The sequence below is a fragment of the Caldichromatium japonicum genome (genome assembly GCF_011290485.1).
Classification (GTDB): Bacteria; Pseudomonadota; Gammaproteobacteria; order Chromatiales; family Chromatiaceae; genus Thermochromatium; species Thermochromatium japonicum.
This window is the reverse complement of record NZ_CP048029.1, coordinates 1,385,386-1,406,893: the sequence shown is the minus strand read 5'-3', so window position 1 is coordinate 1,406,893 and position 21,508 is coordinate 1,385,386. Positions and strand designations below refer to the sequence as shown.

Below are 21,508 nucleotides of genomic sequence, written 5' to 3'. Positions count from 1 at the left end.
ATGCGCTTTCCAATCAACAGTCGATCGGCCTTGTCTCCATGTCGTCGCCCGCCCAACACCCACCGCTCTCGGTTGTCATCCCTTTGTATGAAGAGGCCGATAACCTCGAACCGCTCATGGCCCGGGTTCACGAAGGGCTGGCGAATTATCCAGGTGCTTGGGAGCTGATCTGTATTGATGACGGCAGTCGCGATGATACCGGCAGGCGGTTGCGAGCCCTTGCTGAGTGCTATGGACCCCACTTGCGGATCATCCAGTTAAGGCGCAATTTCGGCCAAACCGCTGCAATGCAGGCAGGTATCGATGCGGCCCGTGGCGAGCTGATCGCCACCCTGGACGGCGACCTACAAAATGACCCCGCCGACATCCCGCGCCTCGTCGCTGAACTCCTCGCGCGCGACCTCGACCTGCTTCAGGGCTGGCGGCGACACCGTCAGGATGATCTCTTGTTGCGCAAGGTCCCCTCGCGCCTTGCCAACCTCCTGATCGGCTGGGTCACCGGTTTGAAGTTGCACGACTATGGATGCAGCCTGAAGATCTATCGGTCCACAGTGATCAAGGAAATACGGCTATTTGGCGAGATGCATCGCTTTATTCCGGTTTGGGTGGCAGGGGTCACAGCCCCTGAGCGTATTGGCGAAAGCGAAGTCAGACATCAGCCGCGACGTTTTGGACAATCCAAATATGGGATCTCGAGGACCTTTCGTGTCGTCCTTGATCTTTTATCTGCCTTTTTCTTTCTGCGTTTTGGTGCGCGCCCGGGGCATTTCTTTGGCTCCATTGGTCTGGTGTTCGGCCTGCTCGGGGGGATGATGATGGCCCACCTACTCATCGTCAAGTTCATTATGGGCCAACCCATCGGTCAGCGTCCGTTGCTATTTACCGCCATTCTATTCATCGTCGTTTCGATCCAATTCATTACCACGGGCGTGCTCGCCGAGTTGATGACACGGACTCTATTTGCTGCGGGTGCGAAGACCCATCACCGGATTCGCTGGCAATCCGATCCCAAAACAGCGGTCTGGAAGGTTTCTCCATGAAAACCGTTGAGAATCTACTGCTGGTAGAAACCAGTGAATTCGGCTGGCGATTATGGATTAGCCGCATCCTGACCTCTCCGGCGTTTTTGATCCTGATTGTTGCCTTGAGTTTTTTCTGGCAACTTGGTGCAGTCCCACTCTATGACCTCGATGAGGGGGCCTTCGCCGAGGCTACCCGTGAGATGCTAGAGAGCGGTAACTACATCACGCCGCACCGCGACGGTGAGCCGCGCTATGACAAACCAATATTGATCTATTGGTTACAGGCTGTATCGGTAAGTCTATTAGGCCTCAATGAGTTTGCCTTGCGTCTGCCCTCAGCCTTGGCTGCAACCTTGTGGGTCTTGGCGGTATGGATCTTTGTCCGTCAGCGTCTAGACGCTCAAACTGCAACCCTTGCAGGCCTGACGCTCGCGCTGAGTATCGAGGTCTCTCTCATCGGTAAATCGGCCGTAGCCGACGCCCTGCTCAATCTTTTCCTGGCTTTAACCTTGTTCGAGGTCTATCGGTTTTGGTCAAAACCAGATTGGAAAACACATCGGCTCACTGTCTTGCGTGCCTATCTCTGGATGGGCCTTGGTTTTCTAACGAAGGGACCTATTGCTGTCTTTTTTCCGTTTTTAATCAGTTTCGCATTTTTCGTTATCAGCATCCGTTTGACCAAAGACAGCCTATTCGCGATACAGGAATGGGGTAGGGCGGTCTTCGATCCATTAGGCTGGCTGATATTTATACTAATCGCTGGCCCTTGGTATCTGGCTATTTATCTTGATGATGGCGACGGCTTTTTCAAAAGCTTTTTTCTTGAACATAATATAGGTCGTTTTATCTCTGTCATTCATGGACATAGAGGTTTTCCTGGCTATTATCTGATTGCACTCCTGATCATCCTTCTTCCATTTACCGGATGGATGCTCAGCCTGTTTAAATGCCATCGCTCAGCTTGGCAGGACCCACTGGATCGCTTTCTTTGGCTTTGGTTCTTAGTTGTTATTGTTTTCTTTTCATTTTCTGGAACACAGCTCCCACATTATCTGCTTTATGGCGCTACCCCGTTGTTTATCCTGATGGCACGGCATCGCGCTGCATTGACCAATCGCTGGCTGGCTTTTCTTCCTCCTTTCACCCTTTTCGGTATACTGTTGATCCTGCCGTTTATACTTGATGTTGGTATGGTTTTAGCGCAAAGACCATACGACTCCATCCTCTATGCCGAGGCGCGCGATCGTATCGATTTAGGCTATGGCCTGGTTGTATCAGGTGCTTTGATCCTTACTGTCCTTTTGTTTCGGTGGTCGGCACTATTCCTGTGGCAACGGCTGATCTTAGTAGGCATCGTGCAAACCCTTGTGATCTTTGGGATCGTGGTGCCTTTGGTGTTGTCAACCCTTCAGGCACCAGTCAAAGAGGCAGGATTGCTCGCAAAACAAAGCCGGCTTCCGGCAGTGGCTTATCGTACCTCGCTACCGAGTTTCAGTGTCTATCGTGAGGCCATCACCCAAAATCGCGCGCCTAGGTCGGGCGAATTGGCTTTGGTGCGGGTCGATAAGCTCGAACAGCTTATGCGTGAGCACCCAGAACTCAATCTCGGTCTTGTCTATCACCATGCCCATGTCGCATTGGTATGGGCACGCCCTGCACCCTAAATTTTGGGTGAGAGCAGAACTAGATAGAAGATTGAAGATCGAAGATCGAACCTTGAGCACGGCCTTTGAACGCGAACAGGAACGGATCCGCAGGGTCAACCGGTTGCTCTACGATGCCTGCCGCCCCCTGCGTATCCTGCGCATGATCGCCTAGGGACCAGAGGTCAAAGAGACCTTTTTCGCTCAGGGGGCCCGGGAGCTCCCGCGGGTCAGTTACTCCCATTGAATCGCTTGTCGAAGTGGTTCGGCAGTTGCTTGTGCCAGCCAGTAGGGGGTTGGAAATTTCGCATAATATATATTATGTCAAATGAGATCTATAATGCACCGACCCCTCTGCTCAGTCCCTCGATCTCTAAAACTTAACCCGCTGCTGCTGCCGCCAGCGCCTGGTCGAGATCGGCAACGATGTCATTGATGTGCTCGATCCCGATCGACAGCCGAACCAGGTCCTCCGAGACTCCGGCGCGTGCCAGCTCTTCGCGCGAAAGCTGGCGGTGGGTCGTGGTCGCCGGATGACAGGCCAAGGTCTTGGCATCGCCGATATTGACTAGACGCACCACAAGCTTCAACGCATCGATGAAACGCGCACCAGCCTCTCGCCCACCTTTAATCCCAAATGACAAGATGGAGCTCGCCCGTCCGCCGTCCATATAGCGCTGCACTAAGGGATAATCCGGACTATCGGGCAGGCCTGCATAACGAACCCAGGCGACTCGCGGGTGGTCCTTGAGATAATTGGCGACCGCCAGGGCATTGTCACAATGCCGGTCCATACGTACCGCAAGCGTCTCGATCCCTTGCAGGATCAAAAAGCTGTTAAACGGCGAGATCGCTGCGCCCATGTTGCGCAGGGGAACCACGCGGGCACGGGTGATATAGGCCGCCTGCCCCATCGCTTCGGTATAGACTACGCCGTGATAAGAGACATCGGGCTCATTGAGCAGCGAAAAGCGCTCGGGGTATTGGGACCAAGGGAAACGGCCAGAATCGACCAAGATCCCGCCGAGGGTGGTACCGTGCCCGCCGAGATACTTGGTCAAGGCATGGATCACAATATCGGCCCCATGTTCGAAGGGTCGGCAAAGATACGGTGTGGGGACGGTATTATCGACGATCAGTGGAAGCCCATGGGCATGGGCGAGGTCGGCCAACGGTGTGAGATCAGCGATATTGCCCGCTGGGTTACCGATGGACTCACAAAAGATGGCTTTGGTGCGCCCATCGATCTGGCCGGCTATCGCCCCAAGATCATTGGGCGGGATAAATCGGACCTCGATGCCGAAGCGCCGGAGGGTGTGCGCGAAGAGATTATAGGTCCCGCCGTACAGGGTCGAGGTTGCAACGAGGTTATCTCCGGCCTGGGCAATAGTTAGGATAGCCGCGGTGATCGCCGCCATCCCCGAGGCAAACGCCAGGGCACCGACTCCGCCCTCCAATGCCGCCACCCGTTTTTCGAGGACCTCGGTGGTCGGATTCATGATCCGGGTGTAGATATTGCCAGGGACCTTGAGGTCAAACAGATCTGCACCGTGTTGGGTATCGTCGAAGGCGTAGCTAGTCGTCTGATAGATGGGGGTGGCGACCGCCTTGGTCGTGGGATCTGGGGCAAAACCAGCGTGGATGAGGAGAGTTTCGAGCTTCATTGCTGTATTGAAATCAAATCGGCGATGCAGATCAGTCTGCCGCCCTGCCCTACCCTGATGACCAAAATATCAAAGGCTTGACCTTGAGTATAAGGTCAAGCCCTTTAGGAAGATGAGCGGCTGATAGTTGGTACCGGGAGCCGGACTCGAACCGGCATGGGGTCGCCCCCGTCAGATTTTGAGTCTGATGCGTCTACCAATTTCGCCACCCCGGCAATATAGGATACTTATTGTATGCTTTTTGCAGCAAAAATGGGAGAGGCCCATTCGAGACCAGAGACCTCACCTCAGAAACAGCTAAGATCTTAGCAGTCGTCGAACCCAGCGAGCCGATATAGGCGGCGTGCCTCTTCGAAGTCCTGGGGAACGCCATATCCCTGTTCATACATCATAGCGAGCGTAGTCAAGGAGCCGACCATCCCCTGATCAGCAGCCTTTTTGAACCACTCGATGGCCTTAGCTGGATTTTGCTCAGCGCACTCGCCTGTCATATACATGAAGGCGAGGCCATGCTGGGCCAACCCTAAACCGGCCTCCGCTGCCTTTTTCATATAGCTGTATGCCATCAAGGGATTGGGATGCATGCCCAGGCCATTTTGCGCCATGATCGCCATACGATACTGGGCCTCGGCATTTCCCTGCTCGGCGAGCGGAGATAATAACTGAGCAGCGCGTGTAAATTGCTTGGACTCGAAGGCTGCAATCCCGCTTGCCAGATCAATATCAAAGGCGGTAGGGTTGTTGCTCATCACGGCATCGCCTGGCTGAATGAGCTACAGAATGGCGGAGAGAGAGGGATTCGAACCCTCGATAGAGCTTTTGACCCTATACTCCCTTAGCAGGGGAGCGCCTTCAGCCACTCGGCCATCTCTCCGGAGATCCCGAAACAGGCCAGATATGCTAGCATCTCTGGCCTCGATTTTAAACGTCTTTAATCGTATTGGACAGACTGGTTGACGAGTATCAGCTCCTGAGCTGCGCCACTCTGTTGTTCGCGCTTGATACGCTCATAGATCTCTTCGCGATGGACCGCCACTTCACGGGGGGCGTTGACCCCAATCCGGACCTGATTGCCTTTGACGCCGAGAACGGTCACCATCACCTCGTCACCGATCATCAGCGTTTCTCCTACCCGACGGGTTAGAATCAACATAGCTTAAAGTCTCCCTTTGCAGAAGCATCTCAATCCGCACACAACATCGATCAGCCATTGGTCTGGTCACGTCGACCCCATTTTATGGCTGCTACGCAATGACCATGAATCTTGCGATTCGGCCACTGATTCTATCAAGTTCTGCACACACTATCGACTAGTGGTGTCAGAATCCGATTTCAAGTCAAGATGAAAGACGATCCAAGCCAAAGGCCGCATGCAGGGCGCGCACGCCGAGTTCTAGATATTTTTCATCGACGACGACCGAGATCTTGATCTCAGAGGTCGAGATCATGCGGATGTTGATCCCTTCCTTCGCCAGGGCAGCAAACATGCGGCTGGCGATACCCGCATGACTGCGCATGCCCACCCCGACGAGCGATATCTTGACGATGTTATCATCGCCCGTGACCTCGCGGGCACCTAGATTGTGCGCGGTCTTGCGCAGGATCTCGAGCGATTGGGGATAATCATTGCGGTGAACGGTAAAGGTGAAATCTGTGGTCTTGCCATCGGGTGCGACATTCTGGATGATCATATCGACCTCGATGTTGGCCTCTGCGATCGGGCCTAGGATCTGATAGGCCACGCCCGGCTGATCGGGCACCCCGAGTATGGTCAGTTTGGCCTCATCGCGGTTAAAGGCGATCCCAGAGATCTTGGCGTCTTCCACGTCATTGTCCTCAAAAGTGATGAGGGTACCCTCCCCTTCGTCAAAGCTCGAGAGCACCCGTAATGGCACCCGATATTTGCCGGCGAACTCGACCGAACGGATCTGAAGCACCTTGGACCCTAGGCTTGCCATCTCGAGCATCTCTTCAAAAGTAATGCGGTCGAGCTTGCGCGCCCGGGGCTCGACGCGCGGGTCGGTGGTATAGACCCCATCGACATCGGTATAGATCTGACATTCGTCGGCCTTTAAGGCAGCGGCGATAGCGACTGCCGAGGTATCAGAGCCGCCGCGTCCCAAGGTGGTGATGTCTCCTTGCTCGTTGACCCCTTGAAAACCGGCGACCACAACCACCCGCCCCGCATCCAGATCGGCGCGCACCCGTGCGGCATCGATGTCGCGGATACGGGCCTTGTTGTGAACATTGTCGGTAAGGATATGGACCTGGGCGCCGGTATAGGAGCGCGCAGGGCAACCCAGAGCAGTCAGCGCCATACTCACAAGCGCGATCGTGACCTGCTCGCCGGTCGAGAGTAAGACGTCAAGCTCACGCGGGTCCGGGCGGGGCTGGATCTGTTTGGCGAGTTTGATCAGCCGATCGGTCTCCCCCGACATCGCCGAGACCACCACCACAAGCTGGTGACCGCGATCACGCCAACGCTTAACCCGCTCAGCCACGGCCTGGATGCGCTCAATGCTACCGACCGAGGTCCCGCCATATTTTTGAACGATCAGCGCCATTACTGGAATCCAAGGGATAAAAAAGCCAAAGGTGTTATCGCGAAAGGTGTTATCGCGATACGCCTGCCTTCATTGGGTCAAGCGCATCTTGACCCAATCAGCAACCAGGGCGAGTGCGGAAGGGAGACCATTGGGGTTCGTCCCTCCAGCTTGAGCCATATCGGATCTGCCTCCGCCCTTACCGCCGACCTTTTCGGCGACTGCGCAGATCAGATCATTGGCTGGAAGACGATCGGTCAGGTCCTTGGTAACCCCTGCCACTAGGTTCACCTTTCCGTCTGCCTCGGTTGCCAATACGATGACGGCGCTGCCGAGACGATCCTTGAGCTGATCGAGTGTCACACGCAGCATTTTGGGATCTGCCCCATCCAGGCGAGCAGCCAGGGTCTTGACCCCTTGGATCTCGATGGCCTGGGTAACCAGGCCCTGACCCGCAGAACTTGCAGACTTGGTTTTGAGCTGTTCAAGCTCGCGCTCGAGTCGGCGTGCTCGTTCCAACAACTGGCCTAGGCGTTCCTCGACATCATCGCGTCCACCACGTAGGAGGTTTGCGAGGCGCAACAGACGCTCCTCATCGGCTTCAACCCAGGCGAGTGCGGTTGCGCCGGTGACGGCCTCGATCCGGCGCACCCCCGCAGCGATCCCGGTCTCCGAGATGATCTTGAAGAGACCGATGTCACCGACGGCTTTGACATGGGTCCCGCCGCATAGCTCAGTCGAAAAATCGCCCATGCGCAAGACCCGCACCTGTTCGCCATATTTCTCACCGAAGAGTGCCATGGCCCCTGCTGCCTTGGCATCCTCCAGGCTCATGAGCCGAATCTCGACCAGATGGTTGGCGCGGATCTCGCGGTTGACCAGACGCTCGATGGCGATGATCTGCTCGCGTGCAAGCGGCTCAAAGTGCGAGAAATCGAAACGCAGACGCTCAGGGCCAACCAATGAACCCTTTTGTTGGACATGTGGCCCCAGAATCTGGCGCAGGGCGGCATGCAGCAGATGGGTGGCCGAATGATTCAACGCAGTGGCCTGGCGGCGTTCGGCATCGACCCGCGCCTCGACACGATCGCCGACTGCAAGCTGGCCTTCGACGATCTGCCCGAGATGGATCAGGACCCCCTCCCCCTCTTTTTGGGTGTCATCGACCTCAAAGCGCGCGGTTTCAGAGGTGATCCAACCGCGATCACCGACTTGACCTCCGGATTCGCCATAAAAGGGGGAACGATCCAAGATGACGATCCCAGACTCCCCTGCCTCTAGGCTATCGCGCGGTTGCCCATCCTGATACAGAGCGACGATGGTGGCATCCTCATGTAGCCGATCATAGCCGCAGAAATCGGTCTCACCCTGGATCTGAAGATCGAGCTCTGGATAGGGTCCAAATTGGCTGGCAGCGCGTGCTCGCTCTCGCTGCTGGGCCATTGCCTGCTCGAATCCGGTCAGATCGATCGATAGACCGCGCTCCCGCGCGATATCGGCGGTCAGATCAATGGGGAACCCGTAGGTATCATAGAGCTTAAAAACCGTCTCGCCTGGGATCTCGCTCCCGCTGAGACCGGCGATCGCCTCGTCGAGTAGGCGCAGGCCATGCTCCAGGGTCTCAGCAAAACGCTCTTCCTCGAGCTTGATCAAGCGCTCGACCTGGGATTGGGCAGCATGCAGTTCAGGGTAGGCAGCACCCATCTCGTGCACCAGGGGCGCGACCAGGGTGTGAAAGAATGGCCTTGTGCAGCCTAAACGGTAACCATGACGGATCGCTCGACGCATGATCCGCCGCAAGACATAGCCCCGCCCCTCGTTGCTAGGGGTGACACCATCTGTCATCAAGAAGGCAGTGGAGCGGATGTGATCGGCGATCACCCGCAGTGATTTGTCCTCCAGATCGGTGCAACCGGTCGCCTGTGCCGCAGACTCGATCAGATGGCGGAAGAGATCGATCTCATAGTTGCTATGTACTCCTTGCATCACGGCGGCTAGGCGTTCAAGCCCCATCCCTGTATCGACCGAGGGATGCGGCAAAGGGGTTAGATTGCCATCGGCATCGCGGTTATATTGCATAAAGACCAGGTTCCAGATCTCGACATAGCGGTCGCCATCGGCCTTGGGGGAGCCGGGTGGACCACCGGGAATCTCTGGCCCGTGGTCGTAAAAGATCTCGGAGCATGGCCCACAGGGGCCGGTATCCCCCATCGACCAGAAATTGTCCTTAAGCCCGCAGCGCGAAAAACGTTTGGGATCGACACCGATCTCATTGAGCCAGATCCGTGCTGCCTCATCGTCCTCCTCGAACACCGTTACCCAGAGACGCTCAGGGGGGATAGCCAATACCCGGGTGAGATAATCCCAGGCGTATTCGATCGCCTCGCGTTTAAAATAGTCGCCGAAACTGAAATTGCCTAGCATCTCAAAGAAGGTATGATGCCGAGCGGTATAGCCAACGTTTTCTAGATCATTGTGCTTACCACCCGCACGCACACAGCGCTGGGCACTGACAGCGCGACTATAAGGACGGCGCTCGCGACCGAGAAAGACATCCTTGAATTGAACCATCCCAGCGTTGGTGAACAGGAGGGTCGGGTCATTGGGCGGGATCAAGGGGCTGGATGGGACCCGCTGATGTTGGCGTTGGGCAAAATAGTCAAGAAAACTGTCGCGAAGCGCTGCACTCTTGGTCATTGGAAGCTCTCGAATAGACCCTGCGATGATCCTATCGCCAACTTAGTCAGGATGATATGGCAGCAGGCGCCGGATCGATTCTGAAGTAAAACCCCGCTGGGCTAGGAAACGGGCGCGCCGGGCATAGTCGGCGCGCTCCTTGGGCGCTGTGTCACCAAAACGATGGGCATAGGTGCGGGCAATGATCCTGGGCCAGGAATCGTCCATCGACCGCAGGTGATATTCAATCAATTCATCGGCAATCCCTTTGGCCTGTAACTCGGCGCGAATCTTGAGCGGTCCGAAACCCTTTTCGGCGCGCTCAGCAACATATTGAGCCGCCAGACGCGACTCGTCGAGCGCGCCCTCAGCCATTAGCCAATCCAGGGTTTGCGCGATCACGGACTGTTCGAACCCGCGCTGCGCCAGTTTACGCGCCAGCTCGAGGCGTGCGTGTTCTCGGACAGCGAGGAACCGCAGTGCCAAGGCGCGCGCCTGAGTAATCGCCTCTTGACTACCGGCATCGTTCAGAGCGATTCCTCCGGCGCCATCTCGGCAGGCGCGGATGATTCGGGTCCGGGATCGTCAGCTGCAGCCTGAGGAAGCATCCGCTCGCGGATGCGCGATTCGATCGCACGCGCGATCTCTGGGTGTTCGACCAAAAAGGCACGGGCGCTATCCTTCCCCTGAGCGATGCGATTGCCTTCATAGCTATACCAGGCACCGGATTTTTCGATCACGCCAGCAGCAACCCCTAGATCGATGATCTCCCCTTCGCGCGAGATGCCTTGACCATAGAGGATATCGAACTCGGCCTGTTTGAAGGGTGGCGCGAGCTTGTTCTTCACCACCTTGACCTTGGTCTCGTTGCCGATAATCTCTTCGCCCTTCTTGATGCTGCCGGTACGCCGGATCTCGATGCGTATCGAGGCATAGAACTTGAGGGCATTGCCGCCGGTTGTGGTCTCGGGCGATCCGAATAGCACGCCGATCTTCATGCGGATCTGGTTGATGAAGATGACACAGCTATTGGAGCGCTTGATGTTGCCGGTGAGTTTACGCAGGGCCTGCGACATGAGGCGTGCCTGCAAACCGACATGCGAATCGCCCATCTCGCCCTCGATCTCGGCCTTGGGGGTCAGGGCCGCGACCGAATCAATGACTACGACATCGACAGCCCCCGAACGCACTAGCATGTCGGTGATCTCGAGCGCCTGCTCCCCGGTGTCGGGCTGAGACACCAGGAGGTCGCTCATGTTCACCCCGAGCTTTTCGGCATAGACCGGATCGAGGGCATGTTCGGCATCGACAAAGGCCGCCGTACCGCCGAGCCGCTGTGCCTCGGCGATGATCTGCAAGGCCAGGGTCGTCTTGCCGGACGACTCGGGCCCATAGATCTCGATAATCCGTCCGCGCGGAACGCCGCCGATCCCCAGTGCTAGATCTAGACCCAGGGAACCCGTTGAAATCACCTCGATATTGCGCACGGCGCCCACGTCACCCATACGCATGACCGAGCCCTTGCCGAATTGTTTTTCAATCTGGCTTAGCGCCGCGGCCAAGGCCTTTTTGCGATTGTCGTCCATTGCGCGCTCCTGAGTCGATGATCCACCCGTTACCGGATCAGCATGAAATTATCGCATAAGCCGCAGATGAGGTCAGCCTGATGCCCAGGCGCCTGGATCAACCGCCAAGGGATAGCGGCGATGGACGCGATAGCGAGGGACTGAACCGCTCACCCCATAAGCCAGGATCCACTCGCTCACGGTCCAAGCGATGGGCTGATCGATTTGCAAGGGCGGCGCGCTGCGGACCCGCCGGGCTAGGGTCAAATGAGGGCAGTAAGGGCGAGGGTCTGACCGCAGGCCGCAGTCAGCGGTGAGCCTTGCCTGCAGATCTTGCGCCAGTTCTGTCAGTTGGCGCGGGGGAAACGACGGACCGCACCAGAGCACCTGCGAGCCAGAGAAGTGGCCGATGCGCTCGAGGCTCATCTGAAAAGCGGAGGTGCGCACTGCAGTGGCTGCGCTTTCGACACAGGCCAGACCACCGGGCGGCAATACACCGACGAAGGTCAGTGTCAGATGCCAATCGAGTGGATGGGTCGGACGCCCAGGTAGCCGCCCTGACCTGTTCAATACGGTCAACAGGGCCTCGCGCACCGCATCATCCGGCCAGATTGCGAAAAACCAGCGTTCAGACATAAAGGCGCAGGTATTCGATGAGCCCAAGGAGCGATGTCTCGACTGCCTGCCGACGAATATCCGCCCGCTCACCCCGCAATAGGTTTAGGCGCGTCGCGATACCGTACCCGCGCATCCCCCAGCCAAACCAGGCGGTGCCCACCGGTTTATCAGATGTCCCGCCGCCTGGTCCAGCGATCCCGGTGATGGCCAAGGCCAACTCGGCCCGGCTATGAGCTAATGCGCCCTCGACCATTGCGCGCGCCACCTGACCGCTGACTGCACCGTGTTGGTCGATCAGCGCGGCGGGGACATCCAAGAGCTCGCACTTGGCCTCATTGCTATAGACGACGAACCCCCGCTCGAACCATCGACTGCTGCCGGGGATGTCCGTGAGCAACTTGGCAACCCAGCCGCCAGTACAGGACTCGGCAGTTGCCAGGCGCCAGCCCTGGGCACTGAGGTATAGGCCCAAACGCCTTGCTAACTGGTCGAGTCCAGCGGCTACGCCCTGGGAGGACAGTAGGTCTTGTTCCATGTCAACCGCTCTGGGCAGGACCCTGGACATACAGCAGGGGGGGATTGCCAGTAACCACCTGCCGACCGCACCATGTAAAGCAAAGGCTTCGGAATTGCTCTATCCCCAAAGACAGGAGATCGACCATGCATGATCTCAAGATCCACTGTGAACACAACCCCTCTCCCGCCAAACTCGAGGTCATGGGTGTCGATGCCTGGCCCATCTGGAAAAAAGGCCCCTCGACCTTCCCCTGGCACTATGATCAGACCGAGACCTGCTATATCTTGCGCGGGCGTTTCCGCGTCACCCCCGAGGGCGGTGAACCGCAAGAGTTCGGGCGCGGCGATCTGATCACCTTTCCTGCCGGACTTTCCTGTACCTGGGAGATCATCGAGGCCGTGGAAAAACATTACAACTTCGAATGAGCGAGGATCATCCGATGCACAAACGCCCTTGGTTTGTCTTGTTGGCCGCCCTGCCCCTCTGCCTGGCCCTTCGGCTTGAGCCCGCTACGGGTACGGGTATTGATGAGACGGTCGTCAAAATCCCTTTGGCTGAAGGTGTCTCAATGGACGACGCGGTCGAATCCATGCTGCTGCGCGCCAATGCCCTAAACTTCAAGCTGGTCGCACGCCAACCGCTCTCGAAAGAGCTCGAGGCGATGGGGATCGCAAGCAAACGCATCGAGATCTTTCAGTTTTGCGATGCCCGCATCGCTGCCCAGATGCTCGCCGAAAACCTCGCCTTTGCCGCCTATTTGCCCTGTCGTATCACCTTGATCGAGGATCAGCAGGGTCAGGCCTGGTTGATCACCCTCGACCTCGATAAGGTGATACAGATGACTGATCTACCACCCGCTCTCAAGGAATCGGCAGTCAAAGTGCGCGAAACCATCCAGGCGATCATGGCCGCCGGCGCCAGCGGTGAGCTTTGATCGTCTTCGTATCTCCCCCTGCCCGCTGCCAAGGGCTGGGGGGCCTTGCAAATCGCTACCCCCACATACCCCTACCCCCACATACCCACTCACCGCCTAAGCCGCCGGAACCTTGCCGCTCCAAGGCCGCGGACATCTCAGCCACTTTTGAATGAATGACCAGGCCGCCCGATAACCCTCGTGCGGCAAGCGGCAGTCAGTACAGTCCTTCTGCAGCTGCCCGCAAGGTCCGGCAATGACGCGGTACGGGCCTGGACATTCATAGGCATAGAGCGGGCAATAGCAGAACAGACAATTAAAGGCGCGCCTGACCCCAGCATGGCAGGGATAAAAGGGACAGGCGCTATGGCTATAGCCCTTGTATGACTCATTCGGCGACAGCGCCTCGGTCGCACCCATTTCAGGGGATGATTTCGATGAGGGCCTCATCTGGATTGACCGCATCCCCTTTACTGACATAGACAGCGGTCACCGTGCCAGCGATCGGCGCCTGGATCTCGGTTTCCATCTTCATCGCCTCGGCCACTAAGAGGGGTTGACCGGCGGTGACCTGATCACCCTCTTTGACCAAGACCTCGACGATACTGCCCGGCATAGAGGTCGTGACATGACCCGGTTGGGTTGCCTTGGGGCGCTTGCCGGCAGCAGGACGAGCGGTTGCACCTTCGGTGCCGCCGGAGAGAACCCATTCATCAAGCGTCTCGACCACTACCTCTTCAGGGATGTCATCGATGGTGAAATAAAAATGGCGCTCGGCCTTGCCCTTGTGTCCTGCGCCTGTGACCTTGATGTGATAGGTCTCGCCATGTACATTGATATTGAACTCGGTCGGGACCGAGTTGGCGGGCTCCCCGGTTGGCGCCGGTGGGGGTTCCAGCGGTTCGGGGACCAGAGTGCCAGCGGCGCGCTGCTCGAGGAAGGTACGCCCGATCTCCGGGAACATGGCATAGGTGAGGACATCCTCCTCGCAGGTAGCCAGTGCCTCAATCTCCTTGGTCAGGCGCGCCAATTCGGGCCTCAGTAGATCCGCTGGCCGGCATTCGATGGGTTCTTCGTTACCGATCGCTTGCTGTTGGAGAGTTGGATTTACCGGACCTGGGGCGGCGCCATAGCGTCCCTGTAGATAGAGCTTCACCTCATTGGTGATGGTCTGATAGCGCTTTTCGGTCAGGACGTTGAAGACGGCCTGGGTGCCGACGATCTGCGAAGTCGGGGTGACCAGGGGCGGATAACCGAGATCCTTGCGCACCTCTGGGATCTCGGTGAGGACTTCGTTTATACGATCCAAGGCGTTTTGTTCACGCAACTGATTGGCTAGATTCGAGATCATCCCCCCTGGGACCTGATTGACCTGGACGCGGGTATCAACGCCCGTGTATTCGCTTTCAAACTGGTGATACTTTTTGCGCACCTGATAGAAATACATGCCGATCTCTTGGATGGCCGCGAGATCCAGACCTGTGTCGTATTCGGTCCCGCGCAAGGCTGCGACCATGCTCTCGGTCGGTGGGTGCGAGGTTCCGCCGGCCAGGGAGGAGATGGCAGTATCGATCGCGTCACAGCCGTTCTCGATCGCTTTAAGATGACACATCTCAGCGAGCCCCGAGGTCGAATGCGAGTGCAGATGCAATGGCAGATCGACGCTGTCCTTGAGCGCCTTGACGAGATCCGCGGTCACGAATGGCGTCAGCAAACCAGCCATATCCTTGATAGCGATGGAGTCGCACCCCATCGCAACGAGTTCCTTGCCCATCTTGACGAAGCTGTCGATCGTATGGACCGGACTCACCGTATAGCAGATTGTTCCCTGGGCGTGCTTGCCGGCCTCTTTCGTCGCCTCGATCGCGGTCCGGAGATTGCGCAGATCATTGAGGGCATCGAAGATGCGAAAGACATCGATCCCATTGGCGGCGGCACGATGCACGAAGGCGCGCACCACATCGTCCGAATAATGGCGATAGCCGAGCAGGTTTTGCCCACGCAACAGCATCTGCAGGCGGGTGTTGGGCAGGGCCTTGCGCAATTTGCGCAGCCGCTCCCAGGGGTCTTCCTTCAGAAAACGGATACAGGCATCGAAGGTTGCCCCGCCCCAGCACTCCAATGACCAGTAGCCGATCGCGTCGAGCTTGGGACATATCGGCAGCATGTCCTCGGTGCGCATCCGGGTTGCAAGCAGCGACTGATGGGCATCGCGCAAAACGACATCGGTAATCAGGATCTTGGGCATGATGAAGCTCGCCTCTCGATGGTCTTAAAGCCCTGCGTGCGCAGCGATGGCAGCAGCAAGTGCCGCAGCGATATGCTCGCGCCGGCGCTTGGTGGAATAGTTCAAAAGCTCTGGATGGGCCTCCAAAAAGCCGGTATCAAAGCTTCCCGAGCGGAACTCGGGATGGCGCAGGATCTCCTGATAAAAAGGGATCGTTGTCCTGACGCCATAGACGCCGATATCTCGCAGCGCCCGGCAGCCACGCTCGATGACATCCTCCCATTCGAGCGCCCATACGATCAGTTTGGCTAGCATCGAATCATAATAGGGTGGAATGTTATAACCGGTATAAATGGCCCCATCGGTCCGCACCCCTGGCCCACCTGGAGCATAATAGCGAGAGATCCGCCCGAAACTAGGCAGGAAATTATTCTTGGGATCTTCGGCATTGACGCGAAATTGTATGGCATAACCGCGTCGCTGGATCTGATCCTGGTGATAGCGCAAGGGCAACCCGGCAGCGATGCGGATCTGTTCCTGGACAAGATCGATACCAGTGATCGCCTCGGTGATCGTATGCTCGACCTGGATGCGGGTATTCATCTCCATGAAATAAAAGCGTTTATCGGCGTCGAGCAGGAACTCAACGGTCCCTGCATTAGTGTAGCCGACGGCGCGTGCCGCCAGGACGGCAAGCCCGCCGATATACTGGCGCTGCGCTTCATCCAACTGAGGCGAAGGTGCGATCTCGATCAGTTTTTGATTGCGCCGTTGGATTGAACAATCGCGTTCGAAGAGATGGATATAATGACCATGATGATCGGCGAGGACCTGGACCTCAATGTGCTTGGGATTGACGATACATTTTTCCAAGAAGACCTCGGCGCGACCGAAGGCCTTGGTCGCCTCTGAGACCACCCGCTGATAGTTATGGCGCAGGGCCGCTGGATCATCGCAACGGCGGATCCCGCGCCCACCACCACCTGAGGTCGCCTTGAGCATCACTGGATAGCCGATGTCCTCAGCGCAGGCGAGCGCGGCCTCCAGGGTCTCCAGATTGCCGGCGCTGCCGGGTGTCACCGGTATCCCCGCCTTTTGCATCGCCTGGCGTGCTGCGGTTTTGTCGCCCATACGGGCGATGACCTCGGCATTGGGGCCGATGAAAGTGATCCCGCGCCGAGCGCAGGCAAGCGCCAATTCCGGGTTTTCCGACAAGAAGCCGTAGCCTGGATGCAAGGCATCGCAGCCGGTCATCACCGCCAGATTGACAATATTGTGGACATTGAGATAGCCAGCGAGTGGATCATGCCCAAGGCTATAGGCCTCATCGGCCTTTTTGACATGGAGCGAATGGCGATCGACCTCGGAATAGATAGCGACCGAACGAATGCCCATCTCGGCGCAGGCGCGGATGATGCGCACGGCGATCTCACCGCGGTTGGCGATTAGGATCTTGCGAAACATGGGTTGACTCTCTGGAAAGATTGGCCCAGTCCGAGGCCCGACGGGGTGAATTGGGTCATAGGGATCAGCGCCCTGTCCTGTTTGGATAAGGCACGTGTCCCATAGACCGACATACGGCGCAATCAGGTTCGCGCCGATAGGGGACATGAAAAAGGCCCTTTTTAGGGCCTTTCATCGTCAATTTGGAGCGGGAAACGAGACTCGAACTCGCGACCCCAACCTTGGCAAGGTTGTGCTCTACCAACTGAGCTATTCCCGCTTGCTGGCGCACCATTTTAATAGGTTTCATCGACCTGTCAAGAACCTCAACGGAGCGAAGGAGGCCCTCCAGACAGCCTTGGCCAGGCAGCCACGAGATAGAACACCATCGACCAGAGGGTGAGGATCGCTGCGATATAAAGCAGCAGTATCCCGAGATCATAGATCCAAGGCCCAAAGAAGGAATCGCGTAGAATGAGGATCGCGATAGATAGCATCTGCGCCGTAGTCTTGATCTTGCCGAGTAGCGAGACGGCAACGGTGGCGCGGGCGCCCATCTCAGCCATCCATTCGCGCAGGGCCGAGACCGTGATCTCGCGCCCGATGATGACCATCACTGGAAGCGCGATCAGCACCCGTGGGTCGGCCTGTAACAAAACCACCAGGGCGACTGCCACCATCAGCTTATCGGCAACCGGATCGAGAAAGGCCCCCAGCGGCGAGGTCTGTTGCCAGCGGCGCGCAAGATAACCATCGAGCCAGTCGGTCAATGCTGCCGCGCCGAATACCCCAGCTGCTGCATAGGGTGCCCAGTCGAGGTCGAGATAGAACAGGACGACGAAAACCGGGATCAACAAGATCCGCAGCAGGGTCAAGAGGTTCGGAAGGTTCCACATAGGATATCAGTCTGGATGCAAGGCATCATGGATACGCTGGGCCAGCGCTTGGCTGATGCCGGCAATCCTGGCAATCTCCTCGACAGCAGCACGCTCGAGGCCGCGCAGACCTCCAAAGTGTTTGAGAAGGCGCTGACGTCGTTTGGGGCCGACCCCTTTGATTCCCTCGATTGCCGAGGTCAGACGCGCCTGACTGCGGCGCCGGCGGTGGCTCATGATCGCGAAACGATGCGCTTCATCGCGGATCTGATCGATGAGATGCATGGCTGGCGAATCGGCGCGCAGTATAACGGGCAGGGGATGACCCAACAACCATAGCCGTTCATGACCTGGGCGCCGCTCTGGCCCCTTGGATACCCCGACAAGCTGAATCCCATTAAACCCGAGGGCGCACAGCGCCTGCTCGGCTGCGGCAACCTGACCTGGACCGCCATCGATCAGGATGAGATCAGGGACAGGGTATTCATTGCGAGCGATCCGCTGGTAACGCCGGCTGAGCGCCTGGCTGATGGCGGTATAGTCATCGCCTGGGATGATCCCCTCGATGTTGAAACGCCGATATTCATCAGGGCGAGGACCATCGCGATCAAAGACCACACAGGAGGCCACCGGGCGCTCGCCCTGGGTATGGCTGACATCGAAACATTCGATGCGCCCAAGCGGTTTGCTGAGGTCCAGCACCTGACGCAGGGCCTCGAGGCGGTGCGCATAGCCAGTCTGACTATTGAGCCGCTGCTCCAGGGCGAATTGGGCATTGTGGCGCGCCAGATCCAGCCAGCGGGCGCGTTCACCCTCGACCGCAACCTCGCCGCGCACGGCCCGCCCCGCCTGCTCGCTGAGCGCCGCGAACAAGACCTCGGCATCTTCTGGCCAGGTGTTGAGGATCAGGGTCTCAGGCACGGGGCGGTCAGCATAAAACTGACCGATAAACCCGGTCAGTAACGCCGATTCATCGATTCCAGGCGGGGCCTTGGGGAAAAAGGCGCCATTGCCGAGATGTCGTCCGCGGCGCACATGAAAGACCTGGACGCACCAGGTATCGGCGGCCTGGGCACAGGCAATGATATCCAGATCGCTGTCCTCGCCGTTGACCGCAGTACGCTCAAGAATCGCCCGCAGGGTACGGATGCGGTCGCGATAGAGGGCGGCGCGTTCAAACTCAAGTACTGCCGATGCCTGTTCCATCGCCTCCACCAACTCGGCGATCACCTCCTCTCCCCGCCCCTCTAAAAACTTGACGGTACGCACCACATCCTGGGCATAGCGCTCGGGAGTGATCAGCCCGACACAGGGCCCGCTACAACGCCCGATCTGATATTGCAGACACGGGCGGGTGCGATGGCGGAAGAATCCGTCCTCGCATTGACGCACTGGAAAGAGCCTTTGCAGGGTCTGCAGGGTCTCGCGTACCGCCCAGGCGCTCGGATAGGGGCCGAATAACCGGCCATCGGGGCGCCGCGGTCCGCGATAAAAGGCCAGGCGCGGATAGGTGTCTTGGGTGGTGAGCAGGATGTAGGGGTAGCTTTTATCGTCGCGCAGCAGGACATTGAACCTTGGCTTGAGCGACTTGATGAGCTGGCCCTCCAAGAGCAGCGCTTCACCCTCGGTGCGGGTCAGGGTAATGGCGATATCGGCGATCTGACTGACCAGGCGCTCGAGCCGTCCGCTCTGGACACGCCCGAAATAGCTTGCTACCCGCCGTCTGAGGTCCTTGGCCTTGCCGACATATAAGATCTGACCTGAGGCATCCAGCATCCGATAGACCCCAGGCGCCCGCGGCAATTCCTTCAGCCGCTGGCGCAAGAGGCCGCGCCGATCTGTTGGCAAAGCGAGCCCCTCCTGTCTAGACATCTCAGAGGGCTGAGCCATCGGCAAGCAGACGGGCAGTGAAACGCTCCCATGGGTCAAGCGGGATAGCCAATTCATGCAGGGCCCAATCGCGCCGATCAAGCAGGTCGGCATTGTCCTCGATGCCGCGGCGCAGGGCGATTAAGGCCCGCGCGAGCTGGGCGAGGGCGATCAGGGTGCACAGCTGCCCCTCACAGGGCGGCGGTAGGCTGAGGGCGTGCTGATGATAGATCGCCAGACTGAGGGGTTCAGGCAGACGCCAAACCCCAGCCAATAAAAAACCCACCGTCGCATGATCGGCCTTAAAGAGTCGCCGTTCGCATTCCACCAGCAACTGAGGAGCGGTCAGGGCATGGATGGCCCATTCATTGACATAGTCCTGGTTGAGATCGGCAAAGATGACGCTGCCAGCGCTTTGCATCATGCCGAACAGATAGAGCTCCTCGGGTTCTAGGGCGGATGTCAAGGCGGTGAGGGCCATCATGGCCCAGGCCTGCTCGCGGACGAAATCCAGGATCAGGCGGGTACCCTCTCGGCGGTCACTGAGCAAACGGTTGAATGCCTCAGCCGTGACCAGATTGGCAAGCCGCTTGATCCCGATCAGCCCGACGGCCTGTTTGATGCTGGTCACCTTGATCCGACTGGCAAAGCCTGGCGAGTTGATGGTCTTTAGGATCTGCGCAGTCATCGCGAGGTCTTGGGCGATTAGATCCGCCGCCCGCCCAAGATCCGGCTCCTCTTTGGACAATTCATTGCGTAAGGCCAGGACAACGTCGGGCATCTGCGGGATCCGGGCATGACGCACGACCTGGAAGGCCCCCTCGAGCGCAGTGCGCGGTGGGTAAAGCGTCTGGGGGTAAGTGGCTGAATCGGCCATGGCTGTGGGTCCTCCTGCATCCCCATCCATTACTCGCCAGCTGATGTCCTGAAGACTCGCCTAGCTTGAGCCAAATAGCAAGTGTCTTGATGCGGTGCCTGTGAACGGGGGATGCGCCCAAAATTCATCGAGTACCTCGATCGTGGCCCTCAGGCGCTCCCAATGCGGCAGCCCGCGATGCGGCTCCAGGGTCACACGGTGCCAGTTGTCATGGCGCACGATGAAGCTGGGTAGGCGTTCAAAGCCGATATAGGGATCTCGATCGGCGATGACCAAGACCGGTTGCTCGGTCAGGCGGTCATATAACAGGTCGATGGCATCAGGTGTAAACAGGCGCCCGGCAAGGAAGGCGAACGGCGCATGTTCGGCACCCGGCTGACGGGCTGTGAACCAAGCATATTCGACCATCGCCTCGGGGACAGACCCCACAAATGAACGTGCCAAGAAATGCCGGATGCTAGGCCGTGAGGCAATCAGCCGGAACAGCCAGCGTCCCAGCGACTGGTGAGCGAGTATGGGTCCAAGCGGATTGGTAGCGGGTAATGGCTTGGCATCAAAACCCGTCGGTGAGATCAAGACCAGCGAGGCGATCAGGTCGGGGACGAGACGCGCGGCGCGGGCGACAAACTCGCAGCCCAGGGACAAGGCGATTAGGTCGGCGGGTGCCTGGATGACCTGGGTCAGGAGCTCAGCGATTGCCTGGGCATAGAGCGGGGGTCCATAGTCGGCAGCACGCCGTTCGGAATGCCCAAAACCTGGCAGATCCAGGCTATAAACGGGGCGCTGGCTGCGATAATGCTCAAACAGCGGCCGCATCTCGAAGCTACTCGCTGCGGCATTGATGCTATGGACCAACAAAAGGGGACGCCCAGGATGCGACCGGTCGGCATAATAGGCCAGGCGCCAGCCCTCTGGTCCACAGAGCTCGGTGCGGGGTGCGGCGATCGCCTCAGGCAGCAGAATGGGACTGGGGTGCTGTGACATGGACAGATACCGGCTGACTCGATGAGACCAAGGTAACTATATGCCAGAATCACCCTCCGATACCGGGTCTGA

The 21,508-nt window shown here is 58.1% G+C and carries 21 protein-coding genes and 3 tRNA genes; 5 read left to right on the top strand and 19 right to left on the bottom strand.

Translation table 11 applies throughout. The features are described 5' to 3' along the window. The first annotated feature begins 38 nt into the window (after positions 1-38). From GWK36_RS06900 to GWK36_RS15655, 3 genes are read left to right on the top strand one after another with little or no spacing between them, the layout of a single operon-like run. Positions 39-1,040, top strand: a complete 1,002-nt coding sequence (locus GWK36_RS06900) for a glycosyltransferase family 2 protein (protein WP_166270518.1) — start codon at positions 39-41, stop codon at positions 1,038-1,040. Continuing rightward, complete coding sequence (locus GWK36_RS06895) at positions 1,037-2,686, top strand: ArnT family glycosyltransferase (protein WP_166270517.1); 1,650 nt, start codon at positions 1,037-1,039, stop codon at positions 2,684-2,686. The genes GWK36_RS06900 and GWK36_RS06895 overlap by 4 nt, the downstream gene beginning before the upstream one ends. Positions 2,687-2,717: 31 nt before the next feature. Continuing rightward, positions 2,718-2,840, top strand: a complete 123-nt coding sequence (locus GWK36_RS15655; protein WP_281352062.1) for a hypothetical protein — start codon at positions 2,718-2,720, stop codon at positions 2,838-2,840. A gap of 205 nt (positions 2,841-3,045) precedes the next feature. Here GWK36_RS15655 and GWK36_RS06885 read toward each other — a convergent pair whose 3' ends face one another. The 11 genes from GWK36_RS06885 to GWK36_RS06835 all read right to left on the bottom strand — a co-directional run bounded on the left by GWK36_RS06885 (position 3,046) and on the right by GWK36_RS06835 (position 12,266). After that, positions 3,046-4,329: an O-acetylhomoserine aminocarboxypropyltransferase/cysteine synthase family protein gene (locus tag GWK36_RS06885; protein ID WP_166270516.1), complete on the bottom strand. Its 1,284-nt coding sequence runs from the start codon at positions 4,327-4,329 to the stop codon at positions 3,046-3,048. A gap of 128 nt (positions 4,330-4,457) precedes the next feature. Further along, positions 4,458-4,544, bottom strand: a tRNA-Leu gene (locus GWK36_RS06880). Positions 4,545-4,634: 90 nt separating this feature from the next. After that, entirely contained in the window at positions 4,635-5,078 is a 444-nt protein-coding gene (locus GWK36_RS06875; protein WP_166270515.1) for a tetratricopeptide repeat protein, read from the bottom strand. Positions 5,079-5,110: 32 nt separating this feature from the next. Further along, positions 5,111-5,203: transfer RNA gene (locus tag GWK36_RS06870), tRNA-Ser, on the bottom strand. Between the two features lie 57 nt (positions 5,204-5,260). After that, positions 5,261-5,482 (bottom strand): carbon storage regulator CsrA, encoded by a 222-nt coding sequence (gene csrA, locus GWK36_RS06865; protein WP_166270514.1) that lies wholly within the window; start codon positions 5,480-5,482, stop codon positions 5,261-5,263. A 184-nt stretch (positions 5,483-5,666) separates the two neighbouring features. Beyond that, the gene (locus tag GWK36_RS06860; protein WP_166270513.1) at positions 5,667-6,893 is read right to left on the bottom strand and encodes an aspartate kinase; all 1,227 of its coding nucleotides are present in this window, start codon (positions 6,891-6,893) and stop codon (positions 5,667-5,669) included. Between the two features lie 69 nt (positions 6,894-6,962). Further along, entirely contained in the window at positions 6,963-9,569 is a 2,607-nt protein-coding gene (alaS, locus tag GWK36_RS06855; protein ID WP_166270512.1) for an alanine--tRNA ligase, read from the bottom strand. A 42-nt stretch (positions 9,570-9,611) separates the two neighbouring features. Continuing rightward, positions 9,612-10,034, bottom strand: coding sequence for a regulatory protein RecX (locus tag GWK36_RS06850; RefSeq protein ID WP_166270511.1), 423 nt, complete (start codon positions 10,032-10,034; stop codon positions 9,612-9,614). Between the two features lie 41 nt (positions 10,035-10,075). Continuing rightward, positions 10,076-11,134 (bottom strand): recombinase RecA, encoded by a 1,059-nt coding sequence (gene recA, locus GWK36_RS06845; RefSeq protein WP_166270510.1) that lies wholly within the window; start codon positions 11,132-11,134, stop codon positions 10,076-10,078. 72 nt (positions 11,135-11,206) lie between these two features. Continuing rightward, positions 11,207-11,749 (bottom strand): RNA 2',3'-cyclic phosphodiesterase, encoded by a 543-nt coding sequence (gene thpR / locus GWK36_RS06840; RefSeq protein ID WP_166270509.1) that lies wholly within the window; start codon positions 11,747-11,749, stop codon positions 11,207-11,209. Further along, entirely contained in the window at positions 11,742-12,266 is a 525-nt protein-coding gene (locus GWK36_RS06835) for a CinA family protein (RefSeq protein WP_210756884.1), read from the bottom strand. Before GWK36_RS06835 ends, thpR begins: the two co-directional genes overlap by 8 nt. 125 nt (positions 12,267-12,391) lie before the next feature. Between GWK36_RS06835 and GWK36_RS06830 the strand changes: the two genes are divergently transcribed. Both GWK36_RS06830 and GWK36_RS06825 read left to right on the top strand, forming a co-directional pair. Further along, the gene (locus GWK36_RS06830; RefSeq protein WP_166270507.1) at positions 12,392-12,673 is read left to right on the top strand and encodes a cupin domain-containing protein; all 282 of its coding nucleotides are present in this window, start codon (positions 12,392-12,394) and stop codon (positions 12,671-12,673) included. 14 nt (positions 12,674-12,687) lie between these two features. Next, entirely contained in the window at positions 12,688-13,182 is a 495-nt protein-coding gene (locus GWK36_RS06825; protein ID WP_166270506.1) for a DUF302 domain-containing protein, read from the top strand. 96 nt (positions 13,183-13,278) lie between these two features. Here the strand turns inward: GWK36_RS06825 and GWK36_RS06820 are convergent, their stop codons facing one another. The 8 genes from GWK36_RS06820 to GWK36_RS06785 form a co-directional block, all read right to left on the bottom strand. Next, on the bottom strand, positions 13,279-13,581 hold the full coding sequence (locus GWK36_RS06820) for a cysteine-rich small domain-containing protein (RefSeq protein WP_166270505.1): 303 nt from the start codon (positions 13,579-13,581) through the stop codon (positions 13,279-13,281). Between the two features lies 1 nt (position 13,582). Continuing rightward, entirely contained in the window at positions 13,583-15,409 is a 1,827-nt protein-coding gene (gene oadA / locus GWK36_RS06815; protein ID WP_166270504.1) for a sodium-extruding oxaloacetate decarboxylase subunit alpha, read from the bottom strand. Positions 15,410-15,433: 24 nt separating this feature from the next. Further along, entirely contained in the window at positions 15,434-16,852 is a 1,419-nt protein-coding gene (locus tag GWK36_RS06810) for an acetyl-CoA carboxylase biotin carboxylase subunit (protein WP_166270503.1), read from the bottom strand. A 183-nt stretch (positions 16,853-17,035) separates the two neighbouring features. Further along, positions 17,036-17,111 (bottom strand) — tRNA-Gly (locus tag GWK36_RS06805). 46 nt (positions 17,112-17,157) lie between these two features. Then, entirely contained in the window at positions 17,158-17,727 is a 570-nt protein-coding gene (gene pgsA / locus GWK36_RS06800) for a CDP-diacylglycerol--glycerol-3-phosphate 3-phosphatidyltransferase (RefSeq protein ID WP_166270502.1), read from the bottom strand. A gap of 6 nt (positions 17,728-17,733) precedes the next feature. Next, the gene (gene uvrC, locus GWK36_RS06795; protein ID WP_166270501.1) at positions 17,734-19,578 is read right to left on the bottom strand and encodes an excinuclease ABC subunit UvrC; all 1,845 of its coding nucleotides are present in this window, start codon (positions 19,576-19,578) and stop codon (positions 17,734-17,736) included. Position 19,579: 1 nt separating this feature from the next. After that, positions 19,580-20,452 carry an HDOD domain-containing protein gene (locus GWK36_RS06790; RefSeq protein ID WP_166270500.1) on the bottom strand — a complete coding sequence of 291 codons (873 nt, stop codon included), beginning with the start codon at positions 20,450-20,452 and terminating at the stop codon, positions 19,580-19,582. 60 nt (positions 20,453-20,512) lie between these two features. Then, on the bottom strand, positions 20,513-21,436 hold the full coding sequence (locus tag GWK36_RS06785; RefSeq protein ID WP_166270499.1) for an alpha/beta fold hydrolase: 924 nt from the start codon (positions 21,434-21,436) through the stop codon (positions 20,513-20,515). Between the last annotated feature and the right edge of the window lie 72 nt (positions 21,437-21,508).

Bases quoted from the DNA above. Each gene is read 5' to 3' on its own strand.
- GWK36_RS06785 (WP_166270499.1), bottom strand. From the start codon at position 21,436: ATGTCACAGCACCCCAGTCCCATTCTGCTGCCTGAGGCGATCGCCGCA.
- oadA (WP_166270504.1), bottom strand. From the start codon at position 15,409: ATGCCCAAGATCCTGATTACCGATGTCGTTTTGCGCGATGCCCATCAG.
- GWK36_RS06895 (WP_166270517.1), top strand. From the start codon at position 1,037: ATGAAAACCGTTGAGAATCTACTGCTGGTAGAAACCAGTGAATTCGGC.
- GWK36_RS06830 (WP_166270507.1), top strand. From the start codon at position 12,392: ATGCATGATCTCAAGATCCACTGTGAACACAACCCCTCTCCCGCCAAA.
- GWK36_RS06820 (WP_166270505.1), bottom strand. From the start codon at position 13,581: ATGGGTGCGACCGAGGCGCTGTCGCCGAATGAGTCATACAAGGGCTAT.
- GWK36_RS06825 (WP_166270506.1), top strand. From the start codon at position 12,688: ATGCACAAACGCCCTTGGTTTGTCTTGTTGGCCGCCCTGCCCCTCTGC.
- GWK36_RS06900 (WP_166270518.1), top strand. From the start codon at position 39: ATGTCGTCGCCCGCCCAACACCCACCGCTCTCGGTTGTCATCCCTTTG.
- GWK36_RS06835 (WP_210756884.1), bottom strand. From the start codon at position 12,266: ATGGAACAAGACCTACTGTCCTCCCAGGGCGTAGCCGCTGGACTCGAC.
- recA (WP_166270510.1), bottom strand. From the start codon at position 11,134: ATGGACGACAATCGCAAAAAGGCCTTGGCCGCGGCGCTAAGCCAGATT.
- pgsA (WP_166270502.1), bottom strand. From the start codon at position 17,727: ATGTGGAACCTTCCGAACCTCTTGACCCTGCTGCGGATCTTGTTGATC.
- GWK36_RS06790 (WP_166270500.1), bottom strand. From the start codon at position 20,452: ATGGCCGATTCAGCCACTTACCCCCAGACGCTTTACCCACCGCGCACT.
- GWK36_RS06885 (WP_166270516.1), bottom strand. From the start codon at position 4,329: ATGAAGCTCGAAACTCTCCTCATCCACGCTGGTTTTGCCCCAGATCCC.
- alaS (WP_166270512.1), bottom strand. From the start codon at position 9,569: ATGACCAAGAGTGCAGCGCTTCGCGACAGTTTTCTTGACTATTTTGCC.
- GWK36_RS06860 (WP_166270513.1), bottom strand. From the start codon at position 6,893: ATGGCGCTGATCGTTCAAAAATATGGCGGGACCTCGGTCGGTAGCATT.
- GWK36_RS06810 (WP_166270503.1), bottom strand. From the start codon at position 16,852: ATGTTTCGCAAGATCCTAATCGCCAACCGCGGTGAGATCGCCGTGCGC.
- GWK36_RS06875 (WP_166270515.1), bottom strand. From the start codon at position 5,078: ATGAGCAACAACCCTACCGCCTTTGATATTGATCTGGCAAGCGGGATT.
- thpR (WP_166270509.1), bottom strand. From the start codon at position 11,749: ATGTCTGAACGCTGGTTTTTCGCAATCTGGCCGGATGATGCGGTGCGC.
- csrA (WP_166270514.1), bottom strand. From the start codon at position 5,482: ATGTTGATTCTAACCCGTCGGGTAGGAGAAACGCTGATGATCGGTGAC.
- uvrC (WP_166270501.1), bottom strand. From the start codon at position 19,578: ATGTCTAGACAGGAGGGGCTCGCTTTGCCAACAGATCGGCGCGGCCTC.